Consider the following 17,029-nt stretch of genomic DNA (forward strand, 5'->3'; position numbering starts at 1 on the left):
AAATCAATCTGACTACTTTACTATGATGGAGGTGCCCGATGCGTAATCAGAAGGGTTTAACATTGATCGAAGTAATGGGCTCAATCGTCTTGCTTGGCATCGCCATTTTAGGCATCACCTACATATTGCAGCAATCTTCTATCGACACGAAATCGAATGAGAGAACGGATGATGCCGTTGTAGCAGCCCGCAACGTGATGGAAGAAATCAAAAGCAAGCTAAAATCTACGACACTTCAAACGACAATATATGGACAAGCCCTGTCTCTTCAAAATCTTCGCGACCGCTCTTCCGCAACGCTCTATTATCCTAATTCAGGAAATCGGCGTTATGAGCTGCGAATCCAATCCTATGCGACTACCTTGGGTACCGTTTCGCTTACAAACACCCTGGTTTCTGACTTAGATAGCCTGTTCAGAAGAGTAACCGTCACCTGCATCGATTTATCTACGAATAAGGAATTCGAGTTAGAAGCTTATGTGGAATTCAAATAAATACTGGCGGTGATGACATGCATAAGTGGCTCAAAAACGAAAAAGGACTAACTCTCGTCGAAGTAACCGGCGTGCTCGTACTTTCGGTCATCATTCTAGGTTTCTTGATCTATATGTTGAACTATTCCAACATGAGCCTGAAGCAGGTGTCAGCCAGAGAACAGACATTACAGCAATCCCGCGATATTATGAGCCATGTTGTCAAAACGGTTCGCAAGGGCTATGCTCCGGCATCCTTAATAAGCAGCTCCAGCAACCTTCGCCTTGTCAGTGCGGGCAACGATGAGGTTGTCGATTATATTTACAACAGCGCTTCGAAATCTCTTACCGTCTCCTATACCCCAAAAGACGCTAGCGGCACGTTCGCTGCTTCGCCCTCCTCAAGCTTTACCTATGCGGATACCGTTCAAGCTATTTTGTTTGATGTGAATGACGGCCGGATCGAGATTACGCTCACCATGCAGCTTCCCAACCATTTGACCAAAACAACGTCAACCGTCGTCTATACCACGCAGCGAAACAGCTAATACGAGAGTAAAGATAAATACCATTCAATCAAACCGTTCCCCCAATAATAGGCTGCGAGAGCACCAGCGGCTATATAGGGTCCGAACGGTATTGTTTTGCCCTTGGAATGGGCTCCTGCTGCAATTAATGCGATTCCTCCGATTAATCCAAATAAACTGGCGAGAAACAGACTAAGCAAGGTAAGCTTAACTCCTAATATTAAGCCAATAAACACATACAGCTTAATGTCGCCGCCACCCATCGTCTCCTTCTTCAACAGCCAACTGCCTAAGATGCCAATAATCAGCAAAGCCCCGCTGCCGGCTAATGCAGCGAAACCATAATTCAATAACGGAAGCGGATGTACGAGCAATCGCACAAGGATTGCGCCAATGACACCGACCGTCACCACTTTATTTGGAATAATCATATCGGTAAGATCGGTTTGAACGATAACGATGAGAATACCTATAAAAAATAGTACGGCAAGCAGCTCTACTTGCCAGCCCAGCATAAACGCAGCATGCGCAAACAATAACGTAGTGACGAGATCGCCTATCGCATAACGCCAAACGACGGCTGGATTCCCCTTTGATCGTGTAAGCTTGGACAGCATTAACGAAAGTAAAGGAATAATCGCATACCGCTTCGGCTTTTGCTTGTTATTCAGGTCGTAAGTCGGCGGGTATGCGGGCAGCAGCCGGCTATCCCAGCGGATAGCTGCTGCGCTAAGGATACCGCTGAGAAGCAATCCCAGAAGCGCAAAAGCAGCAATAGCTATTGGTGTCACGTGATCCCGTCCTTGCATGGAAATTTATAGAAAGGCAACCCTGTTGGGTTGCCTTTCTATGTTTGGTTATAATAAAATCACGCTCTTGTTACTGTAATTGTCCAACTACCATTACTGTTTAAAACTGGTGAAATCGTAACATTGTTTTTTCCATCATTAAATGTTGGTGTTGCATTTAGATAGCCGTCATTTACAAGTGTTGCAAGAGTAACTGTTGTAACCGCTGGTGTATCACCTTGATGATCAACCATATATCGCAATGCAGCTTCTTGGACCAGTTGTTGGCTGGAAGCATCTGCCTTGGACTTGGATTTTGCAATCGTCCCACCAATAGCCGGAATAGCGATCGCTGCAATAATCCCCACGATAACTAGAACTGCAAGCAACTCGATAAGCGTAAGACCCTTTTGATTCCGTTTCAATGCCATTAACATAAAACATTCTCCTCTCAATTTTGAGAAATTATATAAAACTAGTGAAACCAATGATATGGACCATTAAGAGAACAAGATTGCTGCAATTCCTCTTTAATGGCTGCTGTTGCTGCTCATAAAGCTATTTATCCTTTTGGAGACTATGGCAAACGAAAAAGTTAACCCATTCTCTTTTTTGAATCAGCTCTGAGTATGGGGTACATCAATGCTCAGATTTTGTGAACCTATTTTGAGGATGCCGAACTACAAATAGCTCTGCATCATTTTAAATGTAGGCATCATAACCGCCATAACAATTACACCGACTACGCCTGTTAACAACACGATCATCAGCGGCTCCAGCAGCGCCTTTAGACGGTCAGCCATCTGATCAACGTCCGCTTCATAGAAATCGGCTACTTTATCAAGCATATCCTCAGTAGCCCCGGATCGCTCGCCGATGGCGATCATTTGGACGACCATCGGCGGAAACAGCTTCGAGTGCTTAAGCGGCTCCGACATCGCTTCGCCGCTAAGCACCTTCTCACGGATATCCGAGATTACTTTGCCGATCGCTTCATTGCCAACAACATTCGAAACGATGGACAAGCCCTGCATAATCGGAATGGCTGCCGCGATAAGCGAGCTAAAGGTGCGCGAGAAACGGGCGATCGCCTGCTTATGCCATAAGGTTCCGAATACAGGTACTTTGAGCAGCAAGTAATCAAGCTTTTGCCGTCCAGCTGCTGTACGGCGTATCAACTTCCATACCAGACTCGGAACAAACATCGCACCAATGACGAGATACCAGAAGCTTTGCATAAACTCGCTGACGGCCATGACGATCCGGGTAGGCAGAGGCAGCTCGATCCCCATCCCGGCAAAGCTGGTGACGTATTGCGGAATGACAAAGAGCATCATGAAAATGACCACAAGAATCATCATTACAAGCATGACTACCGGATAAACCATCGCTGACTTAACCTTTTCCCTCGTATTGCGCTCCTTCTCGAAGAAAATGGCAAGTCTATCAAGCATGATATCCAGGTTTCCTGCAACTTCTCCGGCTTGCACCATGCTGACAAATACGGTCGTGAACACGGAAGGATATGCCGCAACAGATTCGGAGAACTGTTTGCCTCCGCGCATTTCCTCGGCAATCGTAACAAGCAATTTGGACAATGTTTTACTAGGAGTCTGCTCGCTTAGAATCTGTACGGACTCTACTAAACTAACTCCCGCGCGGTACATGGTTGCCAGCTGTCGGCAAAATACCGTAAAATGATCCATTTTGACACGGGGGCCGCCAAACGAAATGTCCTTGTAAAGCGTCGTTTCGTTTGTATCCAAAATATCTGTTACCCATAAACCCTTTTCGACGAGCGCCTCGCGTGCGCGCTGCATCGAATGGGCTTCTTGAATGCCAACTGATTTTTTGCCGCTGGAAGTAACGGCTTTGTATCGGTATTTGGGCATTTTACCAACTCCATTAAAACTCGATTGTAAATCCTACAGCTCGCCAAAGCCGAATAACGCTTCGCGTGCATCCTCGATTTTGACAAGCCCCTGCTGAACCAGCTCCCGCAGTGCGAATTCCATCGTTTGCATACCCTGCGCCTTCCCGGTCTGCATGACGGAACGGATTTGGTAAATCTTCTCCGAACGAATTAGGTTGGCTACGGCCGGCGTGTTAACCAGCACCTCGAAGGCTGCTGTCCGTCCTTTGCCGCTTGGCATTGGAAGCAGACGCTGCGAGATCACGCCAAGTAATACGGCTGCCAGTTGAATCCGGATTTGTGATTGCATCGCCGGCGGAAACACATCGATAATACGGTCAATCGTCTGCGGCGCATCCGCTGTATGTAAGGTCGCAAATACGAGATGTCCGGTCTCTGCCGCGCTTATCGCCGTGCTGATGGTCTCCAAATCCCGCATTTCCCCGACGAGTACGATATCCGGATCCTGCCGCAGCGCTGCCCGCAAGCCATGGGAGAAGGATGGCGTATCCAGCCCAATTTCTCTTTGGTTGACCATCGATTTTTTGTGATCGTAAATAAACTCAATCGGATCCTCCAGCGTTATGATATGGGCGTTCTCCGTTTGGTTTAAGTGATTGATAATCGATGCCAATGTCGTTGACTTCCCGCTTCCCGTCGGGCCGGTCACAAGCAGTAACCCTTGCGGCTTCTTGGCAAAATCCATCGCAATGCGAGGGAGCCGAAGCTCCTCCATCGAAGGAATGCGTCCGGGTACAATCCGTATCGCCAGACCGATGCTTCCGCGCTGCCTATAAGCATTTATTCGAAATCTTGCCAGACCCGCAACGCCGTACGAAAAGTCGACGTCACCGTTTTGCTGCAGCGCTGCATAATGCTCATCGGTCATAAACTGCTTGGCAAGCTCGAGCGTATCCTTTGGCTTTAGCAGCGTATTGTCCAGTGGAACGAGCTCGCCGTGGATCCGAAAAACAATCGGCGAGTTTACCGTAATATGGATATCGGACGCTTGTTTTGAATGAGCTAGGTAAAGCAGTTCCTCCGCCTGCATGAACAGCATCCTCCTCGCTATACGGTTCCTGTTTATTCGCCCTGTCCGAGGACACGGAACACTTCGGTCACCGTTGTGTGGCCTTCGACCGCTTTCGTTAATCCGTCCACTAAAATCGGGACCATCCCATGCTTTAACGCATGTTCGTAATACTCGTTATCGGAGCGCTTTGAAATAATCAACGCCCGCATTTCATTGTCAATTAGCAGCACTTCATGGATCGCCAGTCTTCCCTTGTAGCCGGTTCGGCCGCATTCGCCGCAGCCAGCGCCCTTATACAGATGGTCCGCGTGGATTCCCTGCGCCGCAATCAGCTCCAATTCTTTATCGATCGGCGTGTACTTTTGTTTGCAGTGCTTGCAAATACGTCTGACCAGGCGCTGGGCTACGATACAATTGACGGCAGACGAGATTAGAAAAGGCTCTACGCCCATATCAATCAGCCTTGTTATCGAATTGACCGCGTTATTCGTATGCAGCGTGCTTAATACGAGATGTCCGGTCATCGCTGCCCTAACTGAAATTTCCGCTGTCTCCGAATCACGAATTTCACCAAGCATGACGATATTCGGATCTTGCCGCAAAATAGCTCTTAAACCTCTAGCGAACGTCAGTCCCGATTGCGGATTTACCTGCACCTGGTTAACGCCCTCGAGCTGATATTCGACGGGATCCTCGACGGTAATAATATTGACGTCGTCTTTGTTTAAGTGGGCAAGCGCAGAATATAGTGTCGTTGATTTACCGCTACCAGTTGGACCAGTAATAAGGACAACGCCATACGCCATTTCAATGCTTTTGCGAAATAAAGCTTCATTATGGCCGGATAACGCCAACTTTGATATATCTGCCAGCGAGTTACCAAGATCCAATACCCGAATAACAACCTTCTCGCCATGAATGGTCGGGAGCGTCGATACCCGAACATCAACCTTGCGGTAATCGATATCGAGCTCTACCCGTCCATCCTGCGGCAGTCGGCGCTCGGCAACATTCAAATTCGCCATGATTTTGATGCGGGCTACGATAATGCCATGCATATTAGGCGGCAACGTCCGTTCAGTCCGCATAACCCCGTCCACCCGGTAACGTATTCTAAAGCTGCCGTCCTGCGGGTCCATATGTATATCGCTAGCTCCGAGTTGAACGGCTTGAACAATGATCTGGTTCACGGTTTTCACTACAGGCGAATCCTCATCCTGGATAGCGTGATCCTCGTCAATATCCTTCAATTGCAGGTTCTGGCTGATCTGCTCAATCGTGTCCTGCAATCCATAATATCGGTTGATCGCCCGCAAGAGCTCGTCCTTTGAGGCAATGACCGGTTCGACCCTAAGACCTGTGGCGATTCTGATTTCATCGATTGCAAAATAATCAAGCGGGTCTGCCATGGCTAAAATAAGCTTATTGCCTTCCATTCGAATCGGCATCACGCAGTGCTGATCAGCCAGCTTTTGAGAGATAAGCTGAATAATTTTCGGATCTATCTTTTGACGGTAGATTTGCACATGGGGAATTCCGAGTTGGAACTCCAGGGCCTCGATAAATTGCTGTTGTGTAATGAAGCCTTTGGAAATTAACACATCGCCTAGCCGTGTCTTCAATTCCCTTTGTAGAACTAATGCCTGCTGGAGCTGTTCATCGGTAATTACGCCGGACTCGACCAGCAAATCACCTATTCGCTTGCGGGTACCTGACATAATCCATCACCATCTATCGATAAATTTGAAAATAATGTAAAATAATAAACTTAATGCTGTTCAACTCACTTTAATTAAATCAATTCCGGAAGGAAACAACAATGACTTTTATCCTATTTACAAAACTTATATATAATCATATTTACCTATAAAAAAATTGTTTTTCATAAAAATAGGTGATAAGAACTAGGACTATCATTTGGTAACAAAATATTTTGCTGTTTTATGTCGAAACTCACTTTTATTCTACTACAATTTTACTGAAAATGAACTGAAAATTTTCTGTTTTTCATAGGTTCTTCATTAAATTTAAAATAAATATGTAGAAATGATCTTGACTCGAGCGTTCATGTTATTTCAGTTTAAGCGTGAGGCATTCGACTGATCGGATATGTTATAATTTGCATATGGAACAATGGAAGAAAAATTTGATCGTGTTGTGGTTCGGACAGTTTCTCGTTATGGCTGGAATGACGATGATCATTCCGTTCTTGTCCCTCTATTTGCAATTTGATTTGGGTTTGACCGATAAGCATGAGATCGGCGTATGGGCAGGCATTATTTTTGCCGGTAACTTCGTGACGTCATTTATTTTCCAACCGATCTGGGGCAAAATGGCTGATCGTTACGGTCGTAAAATGATGCTGCTTCGCTCGGGTTTCGGGATGTCGATCGTGATGGTGTTGATGGGCTTTGCGACAAACCCCTGGCATTTGCTGCTCCTTCGGATGGTTAACGGAACGATTTCCGGGTTCAACCCTGCTTCGATCGCTTTGATTTCGGCTACAACGCCAAAAAACCGGATGGGCTTCGCAATGGGAACGATTCAATCCGGCGGAATTGCCGGAACGATACTCGGGCCTTTTATCGGCGGCTTACTGGCGGATACCATCGGTTTCCGGCCGATCTTTTATTTGACGGGAGCTTTGTTGTTCGCTGCTTCCCTGCTTGCGTTATTTGTCGTTAAAGAACCGTTTGACCGCATGAAGGCAGCTGCGCGCGTGCAAGCATCCGTCATCGAAGGCTTTCGCAAGCTCAGCGGGATTCCTCAGCTTACCGCGTTATTTGCCGTTACCTTCCTCATCCAATTCGCAATGATGAGCCCGATGACGCTTATTCCGCTTTATGTTCAAGAGCTGCACGGTACAACGGCTAACCTTGCCTTCTACGCCGGCTTCGTTGGCTCCGTAACGGGGCTTTCCAATCTTGTCGCCTCGCCGCTTCTCGGGAAGCTCAGCGACCGCATTGGCGCGGAGCGCGTACTTGGAGTAGCGCTTGTCGGAGCTTCTTTGGCCTTTATACCGCAGGCGTTGGCAGGAACGGTATGGCAGCTGCTCATTGCTCGCTTTGTGCTTGGGATTTTCCTTGGGGGGCTTATTCCAGCCGTAAACTCCCTTATCCGAAAATACACTCCGGACGGTATGGAGAGCCGTTCCTACAGCTTCAATACCAGCACGATGAGCCTGGGCAACATGATCGGCCCGATAACGGGTGGCGCCCTCTCCGGCTGGATCGGCATTCAAGGCTTGTTCCTTCTATCCGCGGTTATGCTCATGATAAACGCGGGTTGGGTTTGGCAGTCACTGCTTCGCAAACGGTCGATGCCGCAGCCAGGCAAGAACGGCTGATCACGTTGATAACGCAACTTGAATAACGTGCAGGAGATTATGTGCTCCTGCACGTTATTTTTTTACCAACCTTGTGATAACGCATCACCTTATTGGCTGACAGATAGCGTATCGATATTAAAAGCCCAGCCGTCATCCCATCTTGCCATAGGTTGAAACCTTGATACCGCTATGTAAGCGCACATTGGTGCTTATAGAACAGAAATTCATGCTACTCTAGCGCTGTAAGAACACATACGTACTTAAAGAATCCTTTCGCCCTTTCACACATGCCGATTTCACTCTGTAAGCGTATATACGTGCCTACAGATCACCAAAAAACGCTACTCTAGCTCTGTAAGCGCATATATGTGCTTACAGCCTCTCTCGACTTCCCGCACACGCCGATTGCACACACACCCTTATAACGATCAATACTCCCAAAAATACGATGAGCCCGTTCAGCTATTGCCGAGCGGGCTCATCGTATTCAGGTTTATTTCACGATAGCGATTGCCAGTCCATCGTAGCCCGGCAGCACCGTGCTCTGCAGACGTTCGTCCGTGGCAATCGTTTCATTAAAGGAGCGCACCGCTTGAACGGACGGCCCCTCCTTAGCAGGGTTGGTCGTTCTTCCCCGCAGCAGAATGTTGTCTCCTACGATAACAGCGCCCGGGTTTGCCAGCGCAATCGCGTAATCGAGATAGACCGGATAGCCTTCTTTGTCTGCATCGATGAAAAAGAAATCAAATTTCCGCCTCGCCGATAACAGCTCCGCCAAGCTTTGTTTCGCATCGCCAACCATATATTCTACTTTATCGCCCAATCCGGCTGCTTCCATATGCTCCTTCGCCAGGTCCGCATAGTTTTGCAGCAGCTCAAGCGATACCAGCTTGCCGCCCTCCTGCAGACCGCGTGCCAGGCAAATTCCGCTATAGCCGCCCAGTGCGCCAATCTCTACGATACTTTGTGCTTTCCTCAGCGATACGAGCATGGTAAGCAGCCTGCCATAACCGTCCGCGACCGAAATATCCGGCATTCCGTTCGCCGCTATGCCCGCTTTTACACGCTCAAGATCCGCATCAATTCCATAAAGGGAATCCACATATTGTTCATTTAGTAACATAATTCTGTTCTCTCCAATTTTACAATTTGTAAAAACAAGCTAGTTTGTCCTATACTTGATTGTATGTTTTTGTTTACGGGGTTACAAGCCTAGGCTTTTGAAGCATTACCTATAAACGCAAAGAATGAATGAAAAGAGTGTGTAAAATGGAAAAGTTACAGCTAATCGCAACCGCGCCGATGGGGCTTGAAGCAGTTGTCGCACGCGAGCTGAAGGATTTAGGCTATACCGAGCTTCAGGTGGAAAACGGCCGCGTTAATTTCACGGGCGGGCCTATCGATATTTGCCGCACCAATCTTTGGCTGCGCACCGCAGGCAGAATATTAATAAAGATGGGAGAATTCCCTGCCACGACCTTTGATGAGCTGTTCGAGGGCACGAAAGCGCTCGATTGGCCGACATGGATACCGAATGACGGCGAATTTCCCGTTAACGGACGCTCGCAAAAATCACAGCTGACCAGCGTTCCAGCCTGTCAGAGCATTGTCAAGAAAGCAGTCGTCGATAAAATGTCGGAGCGTTACGGCACCGAGTGGTTTCCCGAGGACGGCGGCCGCTACGTCATCGAAGTCACGCTCATGAATGACCGCGCCATGCTAACGCTGGACACGACAGGCGACGGCCTGCATAAGCGCGGTTACCGCAAAGTGGCTACCGAAGCGCCAATCCGCGAAACGCTTGCCGCTGCTCTCGTTCAGCTAAGCCGCTGGCGTCCCGAACGTCCGCTTTATGATCCTTTTTGCGGCTCCGGCACGATTCTAATTGAAGCAGCGATGATTGGTTGGAATATTGCGCCAGGGCTCCGTCGCAGCTTTAACAGCGAAGGCTGGCCGCTGATCCCGAATGAGCTGTGGGATGAGGCGCGCGATGAAGCGTTTGATTTGGTGAAGGATGACATTCCGCTGCAAATTGCCGGTTCCGATATAGACCCTGGAGCTATCGAAATCGCAGAGGCAGCCATTAAGAAAGCCGGCTTCGGCAAAGAAATAAAGCTAACTGTCCAGCCTGTTGCCAAGGTAAAGCTGCAAGGCGATTACGGTGTTATTATTACGAATCCGCCTTACGGGGAGCGTCTGGGGGATGACGAGCAAGCCGAAGCTGCCATGCGTCAGTTTGGCTTGACTGCGCTCCATTACCCAACATGGTCCTATTTCTCGATTAGCCCTTCGACTTCCATTGAGCATTATTTCGGCCGCAACGCCGACAAGAAACGCAAGCTGTTCAACGGCCGTATCGAATGTAATTACCTGCAATTTTTCGGGCCACTTCCTCCTCGCGGAAATCGCTTGTAAGTGCATAGGGAGGATATTTTACAAATGTTATGGAATGATCAAAAACCGGTACGCCGCAGCATGGGCATGCTTCTGCTAGGGCTTGAACGGTTCAAGGTTATTGACTTGCTGCTGTTTGTTGCCGTCATGGTGGCCAAGCTGTATTTGTTTTCGGAAATCCTTCATGTCGCGAATATGAAAATGACACGTACGGATGCGATCATTGAACTTGGAGCCGTTCTGTTATTCAGCTTTTGGACGATTTGGCTGCCCGTGCGCGGGCGAATCATTTCTCTAATCATTCTGAATGTGATTGCAACGCTAGTTTTGTATGCCGATATCATTTACTACCGCTACTTTCAAGATTTAATCTCGATCCCGGTGTTGCTGCAGTTTAGCCAAGTAGATTCCTTAGGGGAAAGCATCGGCACGCTTCTCCGCGCGAAGGATTTTATTTTGTTCCTGGATTGGATGATTATTGTTCCGTTTGCAATCTACTTGCTGCGGCATGGACGAAGCGAGCTTCGACGCGCGAACGAATTCCGCAGGAAGCCCGCCATATGGCAAAAGACGGCTGTCCGTGTTGTGCTAAGCGCCGTTATTTTCGGAATCGGCACCTCGATGGTGTTCACGAATGTGAACGAAGCTAAGCGAACCTGGGGACAAGGTATTTTTGAAGGCAATTGGTGGAACCTTTCGATTTACAACGTAACGGGCGCATTAGGCTTTCACGGCTATGATATTTACCGGTACGTGAAGCAAAACTGGCTTGATGCAGAGACCGTTACAGCCGCGCAAGCTCTGGAAGCCAAAAACTGGATTGAAGCGCGCGGCGAAGTGCGCGGCGCTCTTGAGTTAGACCCGCTGTATGGCGCCTATGCAGGAAGCAACGTATTGATGGTGCAGCTCGAGGCCTTTCAAAACTTTATGATCCATCAAACGATTGGCGGTCAGGAGATTACGCCGCATTTGAATGATCTGATCGGGCAGAGTGCTTATTTCAGCGAGTTCTACCATCAGACTGCCCAAGGAAGAACCTCGGATGCCGACTTTACGGCAAACTGTTCCATGCAGCCCGTCTCCAACGGTTCCGTGTTTATCCAATACGCACCGAACGAGTTCGACTGCATGTCCAGCACCTTGAAGGCAAACGATTATGGAACATCCGTCTTCCACGCCTATGAGGGCGGCTTTTGGAATCGGAACACGATGTATAACAATATGAAGTATGACCAGTTTTACAGCCTAAAGCATTTTACGCTGGATGAAAAGATCGGCTGGGCGCTTGGCGACAAATCCTTCTTCAGACAGTCGTTAGATGTTATTTCCGAACAAAAACAGCCTTTCTATTCGTTTCTCATCACCTTGTCGAGCCATTACCCCTTCACGATGCCAGCCAAGGAGAAAAGCCTTAGCTTAGGCGAGCTGAACGGCACGATCATGGGCGATTACCTCCAGTCCATTCATTATGTGGACGCCGCGCTTGGCGAGCTGGTTGATCGCATGAAAGCCGAAGGCCTCTGGGACAATACCATTCTGGTCATGTACGGCGATCACGACAACTCGATCAAGGATTGGTCCCTGCTGGAAACATTCCTTGGCAAGCCATTGAACGACGTTGAGCGCCAAATGATGCTCAGGCAGGTCCCTTTGCTCGTGCATTTGCCGAGAAGCGAGCATGCCGGAACCTACGCTAATGTTGGCGGACAGCTTGATGTAACGCCTACGGTCATGCATCTTCTCGGGATATCAACGGCCAATCAGCACTTGATTGGAACGCCGCTTCTTACTGAAAAGCCGCTTGCCGGCAAAAAGGTTGTGCTCCGAAACGGCGCTTTCACGGACGGAACCGTTTATTACATCCCTTCTACCGATGGCATCGTAGAGAACGGAGCCTGCTGGAACATCCCAAGCAATACGGTTACGGATATGAATGCCTGCATCGGTGCGATTGATAGTTCACGGACCGAGCTGAACATGTCCGACCAAATCGTGATGAATAACCTTATCGAAGACTTCAAGGAGCAATCGGCTACCGAGGCACGCGGCGGCAATGACACAGAAACCGCAGCCCGTTAGCTGGCCCCTGCTTCAAATAACTAAAAAAAGCTCTCTAGCCTATGGCATAGAGAGCTTTTTCGATATACAAACGAATACTATTTTTTATGCTGCGCAAGCCAAGCCAGCACCTCGTCAATCGTCTTGACGGGGACGATGTTCAGCTCCGGCGCGCCGCTGCGGGCTTCCTCCTCCAATGCTGCCGGAACAAAAAACACGTCTGCATCCGTGCGGCTGATCGCATAGGCCTTTTGCTTGATCCCCCCGATAAGTCCAATGGATCCATCCGCCTCAATCGTCCCTGTCCCCGCAACCTGATTGCCATACGTCACACCGCCGGGCGTCAATTGGTCAATAATGGCAAGCGTCAGCATAGCACCGTGCGACGGGCCGCCGATATGCGCCATAAACCGCTTGTAATCCATATTCCTTGGCGTATCCAGTTGCAGCTCCGTTTGCACGGAAATGCCGAATACCGGACGCTCAGGGGAATCGGCCGAGGCTCTCGTCGCAACATTGGCCTGTGTTACCTTGCCCGCTCTTCTTAGGGTAAGAGCAACGGTTGCTCCGGGCTTAACCGACTTCTCCATATAAGCGGTCATGTCACTAACCGTTCGTACAGCTTGTCCATCCAGCTTATCGATGATATCGCCTGCCTGAAGCTGCTGATCGGCGGGACTGTCTTTTACGACTGCCACTACCCTGACACCGTCCGCTGTGATGCCGCTCCCAATGCCGGCCTTTTTCATCGCCACAGCCGCTGCCAAGCTGTTCGCATCCGTCTTCATGAGGACGACCTGCGCATACGTTTCAATGAGCGGCGGCTCATCCTCCGGAATCTTCTCGAAGCTGTACATGGGCAGCAAGCTTGCATACAGCCAATCTGCGGGCACTGCGGGCCTGTCAAATACAAGCACGCCATTGATCGTGCCGCCTTGCTGGCCTCCCTCCACATGCGCGTAACGGTTCATGTTAAGCGTCATGCCTGGATACGTCACCTGATAGCCGGTAGGAAAAAGCAAAGCGAAGAGCAATAGCGCCGTAACCAATAAGACAACGGCTCCGCGCCTTGGCAGCCAATGCGGGACAAGCCTTCTCTTGCTTGCAGGTAATTTCCCCTTTTGTTCGATCATCAACCTCGCCGCCCGCTTCCGCTCGATTCCTTCGCTCAGAAGCAGATCGGCATAGACAAACGGAACGGCGGCCCCAATAATAAGAAGCAGCTGAACAAGCTTCTCCGGCACGAGCAGCACATATCCCGCTCCAACGATGCAGAGACCGGCCGCTGCCAGTCTCAAAATCTGCATCGCGAACGCTAAGCCCTTCCTTTTTCGCTGCTGCCATATCCCCAGCAAAGCGCCCGCTGCCCAGCAAAGCGGCACGATAGCAAGCAAATAAAACAACCTATCAATCATTTCAATCCACTGCATCCCGCTGTCCGTCTTAAGCGGCGCCGGCAGCCATATAAGCTCTGACGCAACTAAGCAAGCAAACGCTGCAGCTATTCCGAAAATATAAAAAAAGGCCGGCTTCCGCATTTTTCTTCCTCCTATGTTCCCTAAGCCCCGTATAGGCATAAGCCGCTAAACAAACAAAAAACCCGACGAGCAGGGTCGCGGGTCTTACTTCGTTTGCAAATATTGGCGTTCTTCCGATTCGATGCCCCGATCCCTCAGTTCGCCCTTCTCTATGCCTTGGATGCGCTCAAGCCACTGCGACGGAGGATGATTCATCCGGCGCGCGCGATCGAGCAGCTGCGCATATTCACCGCAATTGTCGTAGCCTCCAAGCCTGCGTACGACCTCGATATACTCTACCACCAATGCTCTCGCATCAGCCGCCGTGTAACCGTGTCCGCTGGCCAGCGCTTCCACAATCCCGCGCTCATACAAGCTTAACCTGATCTGTGCTTTCACCTTCATGATACATCCACCTGCTTCCCGTATAAATATGGTAGCCGACAAGCTTTAAATGCGCTTCCCAACGTTCGGAGCAAAATACGACTTGATTGCCGAGCCTCAGCGAATCCAGCTTCCTGCCTTTGCGCGATACCGTGATCTGTTCATAAAACCAATGCTCATCTTTCTTTAATTGTACTGCTTTATGTACGATTTTTCCAGTGTCATTGTCCGCCATCGGTCCGATTATAATGTCTGGATGCGTCTCGCAGGGATCTTCTCCCTTCACGGTTGCCTTGCGATGAGCATAAATAAAGGATGCCCACGCAGGCGAATCGGAAAGGAAAAGCAGCGGCTCTACCCGATCGGGCACAGAAGTAAGCTCTACGACAAGCACGCAGGGTTTTCCTCCGTCCCATGACTCCTTCGCTGCTTTATGCGACCACTTCCGCGCCTGCTCGACCGAAATCGTCGTATAGAAGCCTTCTCCAAAATCTTTCCCCGGACGCCAGTATGGCGAATTTAGCAGCTTTCTCCAAAATGATTGCACCGTATCGCTCGTTGTTCCATGATATAACAGCTGCGGCGTCGTTATGTCCACCCTCGTGCTCCTTCCGTTGCTATTCCTATAGGCTTACAACTATACAAAAACCCCGCGAAAAATAAACTCTCGCAGGGTCTTGTTGTCTGTGTCATTTTTTCTTGATGTAAGGAATGACCTTCTCAATGGCCTCATCCTCGGTTATCGCCTTAATGTATCGGCCATTAATAAAAATAAATGCGTAGCGGGCGCATGGCCCGCAGTAGGATTTGCAGCCCACGCGGATTTCCGCGTCAGGCACTAGCTTTTGCAGCTTGGGCACAATCGATTTCATCTTCATGTGCTTGCATTTGTCACAAACGCGTATGTCGTTAGCCATCATTCATCTTCCTATTTCAACCGGGTACGTATGAATCCTAATGATCGCCGTGGTTGCCCTTGGTTGGATTCGTTACGGCAAAACCTTCTTCAGGCACGTAGAAATAATCGATGCGTACGCCGTCTAAGAAAGCATTGTCTTTCTCCAAAATAACGTCGATGCCCTTATCCGTCGATACGACTACGTCTTTGTCCGTCGGCTCATCGATCCCCATGCCGTAATGCGCATGGTCGCCGTGCGAATGCGTCACGTAAATGCGCAGCAGCTTTCCTTCGTTCTCCGGCTTGTCCAGCTCGACTTGCAATACCTTTGCGGCGTTTTTTGAAATTCTGCAATTCATGAATGATCCAGCTCCTCTTATCGTTAGCCTTGCGGCAATATTTATTATTTTATATTATACTTGGTCTCCATTCTACGGGCAAACCATTCTGCAAGCAGCATCGTAACCGCGATATCGTCAACCGGCAGAAACGGCAGCGGGAGCACGTCAGGCAGTACCCAATAGAGGAAAACAGGCACGGAAAAGATCAGCTTGTCCAGCAGTGAAACATTCTTTGACCGAAGCAGCTGAAAAATACGGACAAACGTCCGGCGCCAGTGGCGCAGCGACAGCAATTTACGCATCAGAAATCCCACCTTTGCTGAGCTTTTCCGATTATTATAGCATATGCGCGCGCCGTTTGCCTCCTCGTGGGTAAACGGCCGAAGGCCGCTAAAGACGAAGCATCTCTAGCAGCAGCGGCTGAAGCTCCATGTAAATATTATCAAAATTGCTCATCGGCAAAGGATTTTCGCCGAAACCTGCCTCCACGGTAAATCCGGGCCTGCGAAACCTTTGAATGTACCAATCCTTGTACCCCGCGTCGCTGCCCGTCAGCTTCACCGCCTCGTACCCGCTTACCCTCGCCAATCTTTTGGCAAGCTGTTCCGACTCAGCAGGCTCGTAATCACGGTAGTTCCAATAGATTTCCCTTCCCTGCGTATGAAGCGCCATAACGGTATGGAAGCCCATCCTTTCCGTAAAACGAGCCATGGCCATCGCCTCCGGCTCACTGAGCGGATAAGGTCCGGGATAATCGCGCGGTCCGGGCCCTTCCATTCCCCTGCGCTTGCATTCCTCATGCCAAAACGCGGGAAATTGATCATTCAGATCCACGCCGCGAATATTCGCTTTCCAGCTGCCGAACTTGTCGGAGCCTCCATTCCATTCGGTCAGCTGCCGGTGATAGGGATGCGAAGCCGGCAGGCCATGCTGCGCAAGCTCTACCCCGTCAGGATTAACCATTGGTACGATCCATAAGGTTACATCCCTGCATAGCTCGTTCGCGTGCTGGCCGCCGATCTGCTCGCCGTTGCAATACGCTGCCGATAAGTCCGCTACAAAACGCATCAACAAAGCAGACGTAATCCATTCATTCGCGTGAAAAGCGCCATTCATGTGAACAAGGCGCGAACCGCTGCCGCAGCGCAGCGCCAGCAGGGGCTTGCCCATCACGCTCTCTCCAATGACATGTGCCGACAGAAAGGGGTATCTGCCCGATAGCTGTCTGACGCCCTCCAGCAAATCGGGATAACCGTAGCTTTGTACGGAGTACATGGCAATCGCCTCCAGCTCGATCAATTTGTTCCCTTCATGTTATGCGCTTCCCGACCTGTCCTATGTAGCAACCGACAAAAAAAGAAGCCGGGCCTCAGCAG

18 protein-coding genes are annotated in these 17,029 nt (G+C 49.6%); 5 read left to right on the forward strand and 13 right to left on the reverse strand.

What is annotated here, in order from left to right; genetic code table 11:
• The first annotated feature begins 38 nt into the window (after nucleotides 1–38).
• Both ACN6MW_RS01790 and ACN6MW_RS01795 read left to right on the forward strand, forming a co-directional pair.
• Nucleotides 39–494 (forward strand): type IV pilus modification PilV family protein, encoded by a 456-nt coding sequence (locus ACN6MW_RS01790; protein ID WP_419873952.1) that lies wholly within the window; start codon nucleotides 39–41, stop codon nucleotides 492–494.
• Nucleotides 495–511: 17 nt separating this feature from the next.
• Nucleotides 512–1,021: a PulJ/GspJ family protein gene (locus ACN6MW_RS01795; RefSeq protein WP_419873953.1), complete on the forward strand. Its 510-nt coding sequence runs from the start codon at nucleotides 512–514 to the stop codon at nucleotides 1,019–1,021.
• Here ACN6MW_RS01795 and ACN6MW_RS01800 read toward each other — a convergent pair.
• The 5 genes from ACN6MW_RS01800 to ACN6MW_RS01820 form a co-directional block, all read right to left on the reverse strand.
• Nucleotides 1,018–1,791, reverse strand: a complete 774-nt coding sequence (locus ACN6MW_RS01800) for a prepilin peptidase (protein WP_419873954.1) — start codon at nucleotides 1,789–1,791, stop codon at nucleotides 1,018–1,020. The genes ACN6MW_RS01795 and ACN6MW_RS01800 overlap by 4 nt on opposite strands.
• 77 nt (nucleotides 1,792–1,868) lie before the next feature.
• Nucleotides 1,869–2,225 carry a prepilin-type N-terminal cleavage/methylation domain-containing protein gene (locus ACN6MW_RS01805; RefSeq protein WP_419873955.1) on the reverse strand — a complete coding sequence of 119 codons (357 nt, stop codon included), beginning with the start codon at nucleotides 2,223–2,225 and terminating at the stop codon, nucleotides 1,869–1,871.
• A 243-nt stretch (nucleotides 2,226–2,468) separates the two neighbouring features.
• A complete protein-coding gene (locus ACN6MW_RS01810; protein ID WP_419873956.1) occupies nucleotides 2,469–3,680 on the reverse strand; it encodes a type II secretion system F family protein in 1,212 nt (403 codons plus the stop codon).
• Nucleotides 3,681–3,713: 33 nt separating this feature from the next.
• Nucleotides 3,714–4,760 (reverse strand): type IV pilus twitching motility protein PilT, encoded by a 1,047-nt coding sequence (locus ACN6MW_RS01815; RefSeq protein WP_419873957.1) that lies wholly within the window; start codon nucleotides 4,758–4,760, stop codon nucleotides 3,714–3,716.
• Between the two features lie 23 nt (nucleotides 4,761–4,783).
• Nucleotides 4,784–6,451 carry a GspE/PulE family protein gene (locus ACN6MW_RS01820; protein WP_419873958.1) on the reverse strand — a complete coding sequence of 556 codons (1,668 nt, stop codon included), beginning with the start codon at nucleotides 6,449–6,451 and terminating at the stop codon, nucleotides 4,784–4,786.
• A gap of 407 nt (nucleotides 6,452–6,858) precedes the next feature.
• On the opposite strand from ACN6MW_RS01820, the gene ACN6MW_RS01825 reads away from it, so the two are divergent.
• Nucleotides 6,859–8,079: an MFS transporter gene (locus ACN6MW_RS01825; RefSeq protein ID WP_419876245.1), complete on the forward strand. Its 1,221-nt coding sequence runs from the start codon at nucleotides 6,859–6,861 to the stop codon at nucleotides 8,077–8,079.
• Between the two features lie 475 nt (nucleotides 8,080–8,554).
• Here the strand turns inward: ACN6MW_RS01825 and ACN6MW_RS01830 are convergent, their stop codons facing one another.
• A complete protein-coding gene (locus ACN6MW_RS01830) occupies nucleotides 8,555–9,184 on the reverse strand; it encodes an O-methyltransferase (protein ID WP_419873959.1) in 630 nt (209 codons plus the stop codon).
• A gap of 146 nt (nucleotides 9,185–9,330) precedes the next feature.
• On the opposite strand from ACN6MW_RS01830, the gene ACN6MW_RS01835 reads away from it, so the two are divergent.
• Both ACN6MW_RS01835 and ACN6MW_RS01840 read left to right on the forward strand, forming a co-directional pair.
• Nucleotides 9,331–10,476 carry a THUMP domain-containing class I SAM-dependent RNA methyltransferase gene (locus tag ACN6MW_RS01835; RefSeq protein WP_364149411.1) on the forward strand — a complete coding sequence of 382 codons (1,146 nt, stop codon included), beginning with the start codon at nucleotides 9,331–9,333 and terminating at the stop codon, nucleotides 10,474–10,476.
• 24 nt (nucleotides 10,477–10,500) lie between these two features.
• The gene (locus tag ACN6MW_RS01840; protein ID WP_419873960.1) at nucleotides 10,501–12,534 is read left to right on the forward strand and encodes an LTA synthase family protein; all 2,034 of its coding nucleotides are present in this window, start codon (nucleotides 10,501–10,503) and stop codon (nucleotides 12,532–12,534) included.
• A 77-nt stretch (nucleotides 12,535–12,611) separates the two neighbouring features.
• Here the strand turns inward: ACN6MW_RS01840 and ACN6MW_RS01845 are convergent, their stop codons facing one another.
• The 7 genes from ACN6MW_RS01845 to ACN6MW_RS01875 all read right to left on the reverse strand — a co-directional run bounded on the left by ACN6MW_RS01845 (nucleotide 12,612) and on the right by ACN6MW_RS01875 (nucleotide 16,928).
• Entirely contained in the window at nucleotides 12,612–14,051 is a 1,440-nt protein-coding gene (locus ACN6MW_RS01845) for a PDZ domain-containing protein (RefSeq protein ID WP_419873961.1), read from the reverse strand.
• 84 nt (nucleotides 14,052–14,135) lie between these two features.
• Nucleotides 14,136–14,435: a hypothetical protein gene (locus ACN6MW_RS01850; RefSeq protein ID WP_419873962.1), complete on the reverse strand. Its 300-nt coding sequence runs from the start codon at nucleotides 14,433–14,435 to the stop codon at nucleotides 14,136–14,138.
• Complete coding sequence (locus ACN6MW_RS01855; RefSeq protein WP_419873963.1) at nucleotides 14,398–15,012, reverse strand: DUF3990 domain-containing protein; 615 nt, start codon at nucleotides 15,010–15,012, stop codon at nucleotides 14,398–14,400. Before ACN6MW_RS01855 ends, ACN6MW_RS01850 begins: the two co-directional genes overlap by 38 nt.
• Nucleotides 15,013–15,103: 91 nt before the next feature.
• Complete coding sequence (locus tag ACN6MW_RS01860; protein WP_419876246.1) at nucleotides 15,104–15,331, reverse strand: DUF1450 domain-containing protein; 228 nt, start codon at nucleotides 15,329–15,331, stop codon at nucleotides 15,104–15,106.
• A gap of 37 nt (nucleotides 15,332–15,368) precedes the next feature.
• A complete protein-coding gene (locus ACN6MW_RS01865; RefSeq protein WP_308997436.1) occupies nucleotides 15,369–15,671 on the reverse strand; it encodes an iron-sulfur cluster assembly accessory protein in 303 nt (100 codons plus the stop codon).
• 44 nt (nucleotides 15,672–15,715) lie between these two features.
• Nucleotides 15,716–15,955, reverse strand: coding sequence for a hypothetical protein (locus ACN6MW_RS01870; protein WP_364149421.1), 240 nt, complete (start codon nucleotides 15,953–15,955; stop codon nucleotides 15,716–15,718).
• Nucleotides 15,956–16,043: 88 nt separating this feature from the next.
• Nucleotides 16,044–16,928 (reverse strand): M14 family metallopeptidase, encoded by an 885-nt coding sequence (locus tag ACN6MW_RS01875; protein ID WP_419873964.1) that lies wholly within the window; start codon nucleotides 16,926–16,928, stop codon nucleotides 16,044–16,046.
• Between the last annotated feature and the right edge of the window lie 101 nt (nucleotides 16,929–17,029).

It is taken from the genome of Pristimantibacillus sp. PTI5, assembly GCF_048572955.1.
Taxonomy (GTDB): Bacteria; Bacillota; Bacilli; order Paenibacillales; family Paenibacillaceae; genus Pristimantibacillus.

Bases quoted from the DNA above. Each gene is read 5' to 3' on its own strand.
- ACN6MW_RS01810 (WP_419873956.1), bottom strand. From the start codon at position 3,680: ATGCCCAAATACCGATACAAAGCCGTTACTTCCAGCGGCAAAAAATCA.
- ACN6MW_RS01825 (WP_419876245.1), top strand. From the start codon at position 6,859: ATGGAACAATGGAAGAAAAATTTGATCGTGTTGTGGTTCGGACAGTTT.
- ACN6MW_RS01820 (WP_419873958.1), bottom strand. From the start codon at position 6,451: ATGTCAGGTACCCGCAAGCGAATAGGTGATTTGCTGGTCGAGTCCGGC.
- ACN6MW_RS01830 (WP_419873959.1), bottom strand. From the start codon at position 9,184: ATGTTACTAAATGAACAATATGTGGATTCCCTTTATGGAATTGATGCG.
- ACN6MW_RS01845 (WP_419873961.1), bottom strand. From the start codon at position 14,051: ATGCGGAAGCCGGCCTTTTTTTATATTTTCGGAATAGCTGCAGCGTTT.
- ACN6MW_RS01840 (WP_419873960.1), top strand. From the start codon at position 10,501: ATGTTATGGAATGATCAAAAACCGGTACGCCGCAGCATGGGCATGCTT.
- ACN6MW_RS01790 (WP_419873952.1), top strand. From the start codon at position 39: ATGCGTAATCAGAAGGGTTTAACATTGATCGAAGTAATGGGCTCAATC.
- ACN6MW_RS01835 (WP_364149411.1), top strand. From the start codon at position 9,331: ATGGAAAAGTTACAGCTAATCGCAACCGCGCCGATGGGGCTTGAAGCA.
- ACN6MW_RS01865 (WP_308997436.1), bottom strand. From the start codon at position 15,671: ATGAATTGCAGAATTTCAAAAAACGCCGCAAAGGTATTGCAAGTCGAG.
- ACN6MW_RS01850 (WP_419873962.1), bottom strand. From the start codon at position 14,435: ATGAAGGTGAAAGCACAGATCAGGTTAAGCTTGTATGAGCGCGGGATT.
- ACN6MW_RS01870 (WP_364149421.1), bottom strand. From the start codon at position 15,955: ATGCGTAAATTGCTGTCGCTGCGCCACTGGCGCCGGACGTTTGTCCGT.
- ACN6MW_RS01795 (WP_419873953.1), top strand. From the start codon at position 512: ATGCATAAGTGGCTCAAAAACGAAAAAGGACTAACTCTCGTCGAAGTA.
- ACN6MW_RS01815 (WP_419873957.1), bottom strand. From the start codon at position 4,760: ATGCTGTTCATGCAGGCGGAGGAACTGCTTTACCTAGCTCATTCAAAA.
- ACN6MW_RS01875 (WP_419873964.1), bottom strand. From the start codon at position 16,928: ATGTACTCCGTACAAAGCTACGGTTATCCCGATTTGCTGGAGGGCGTC.
- ACN6MW_RS01860 (WP_419876246.1), bottom strand. From the start codon at position 15,331: ATGGCTAACGACATACGCGTTTGTGACAAATGCAAGCACATGAAGATG.
- ACN6MW_RS01805 (WP_419873955.1), bottom strand. From the start codon at position 2,225: ATGTTAATGGCATTGAAACGGAATCAAAAGGGTCTTACGCTTATCGAG.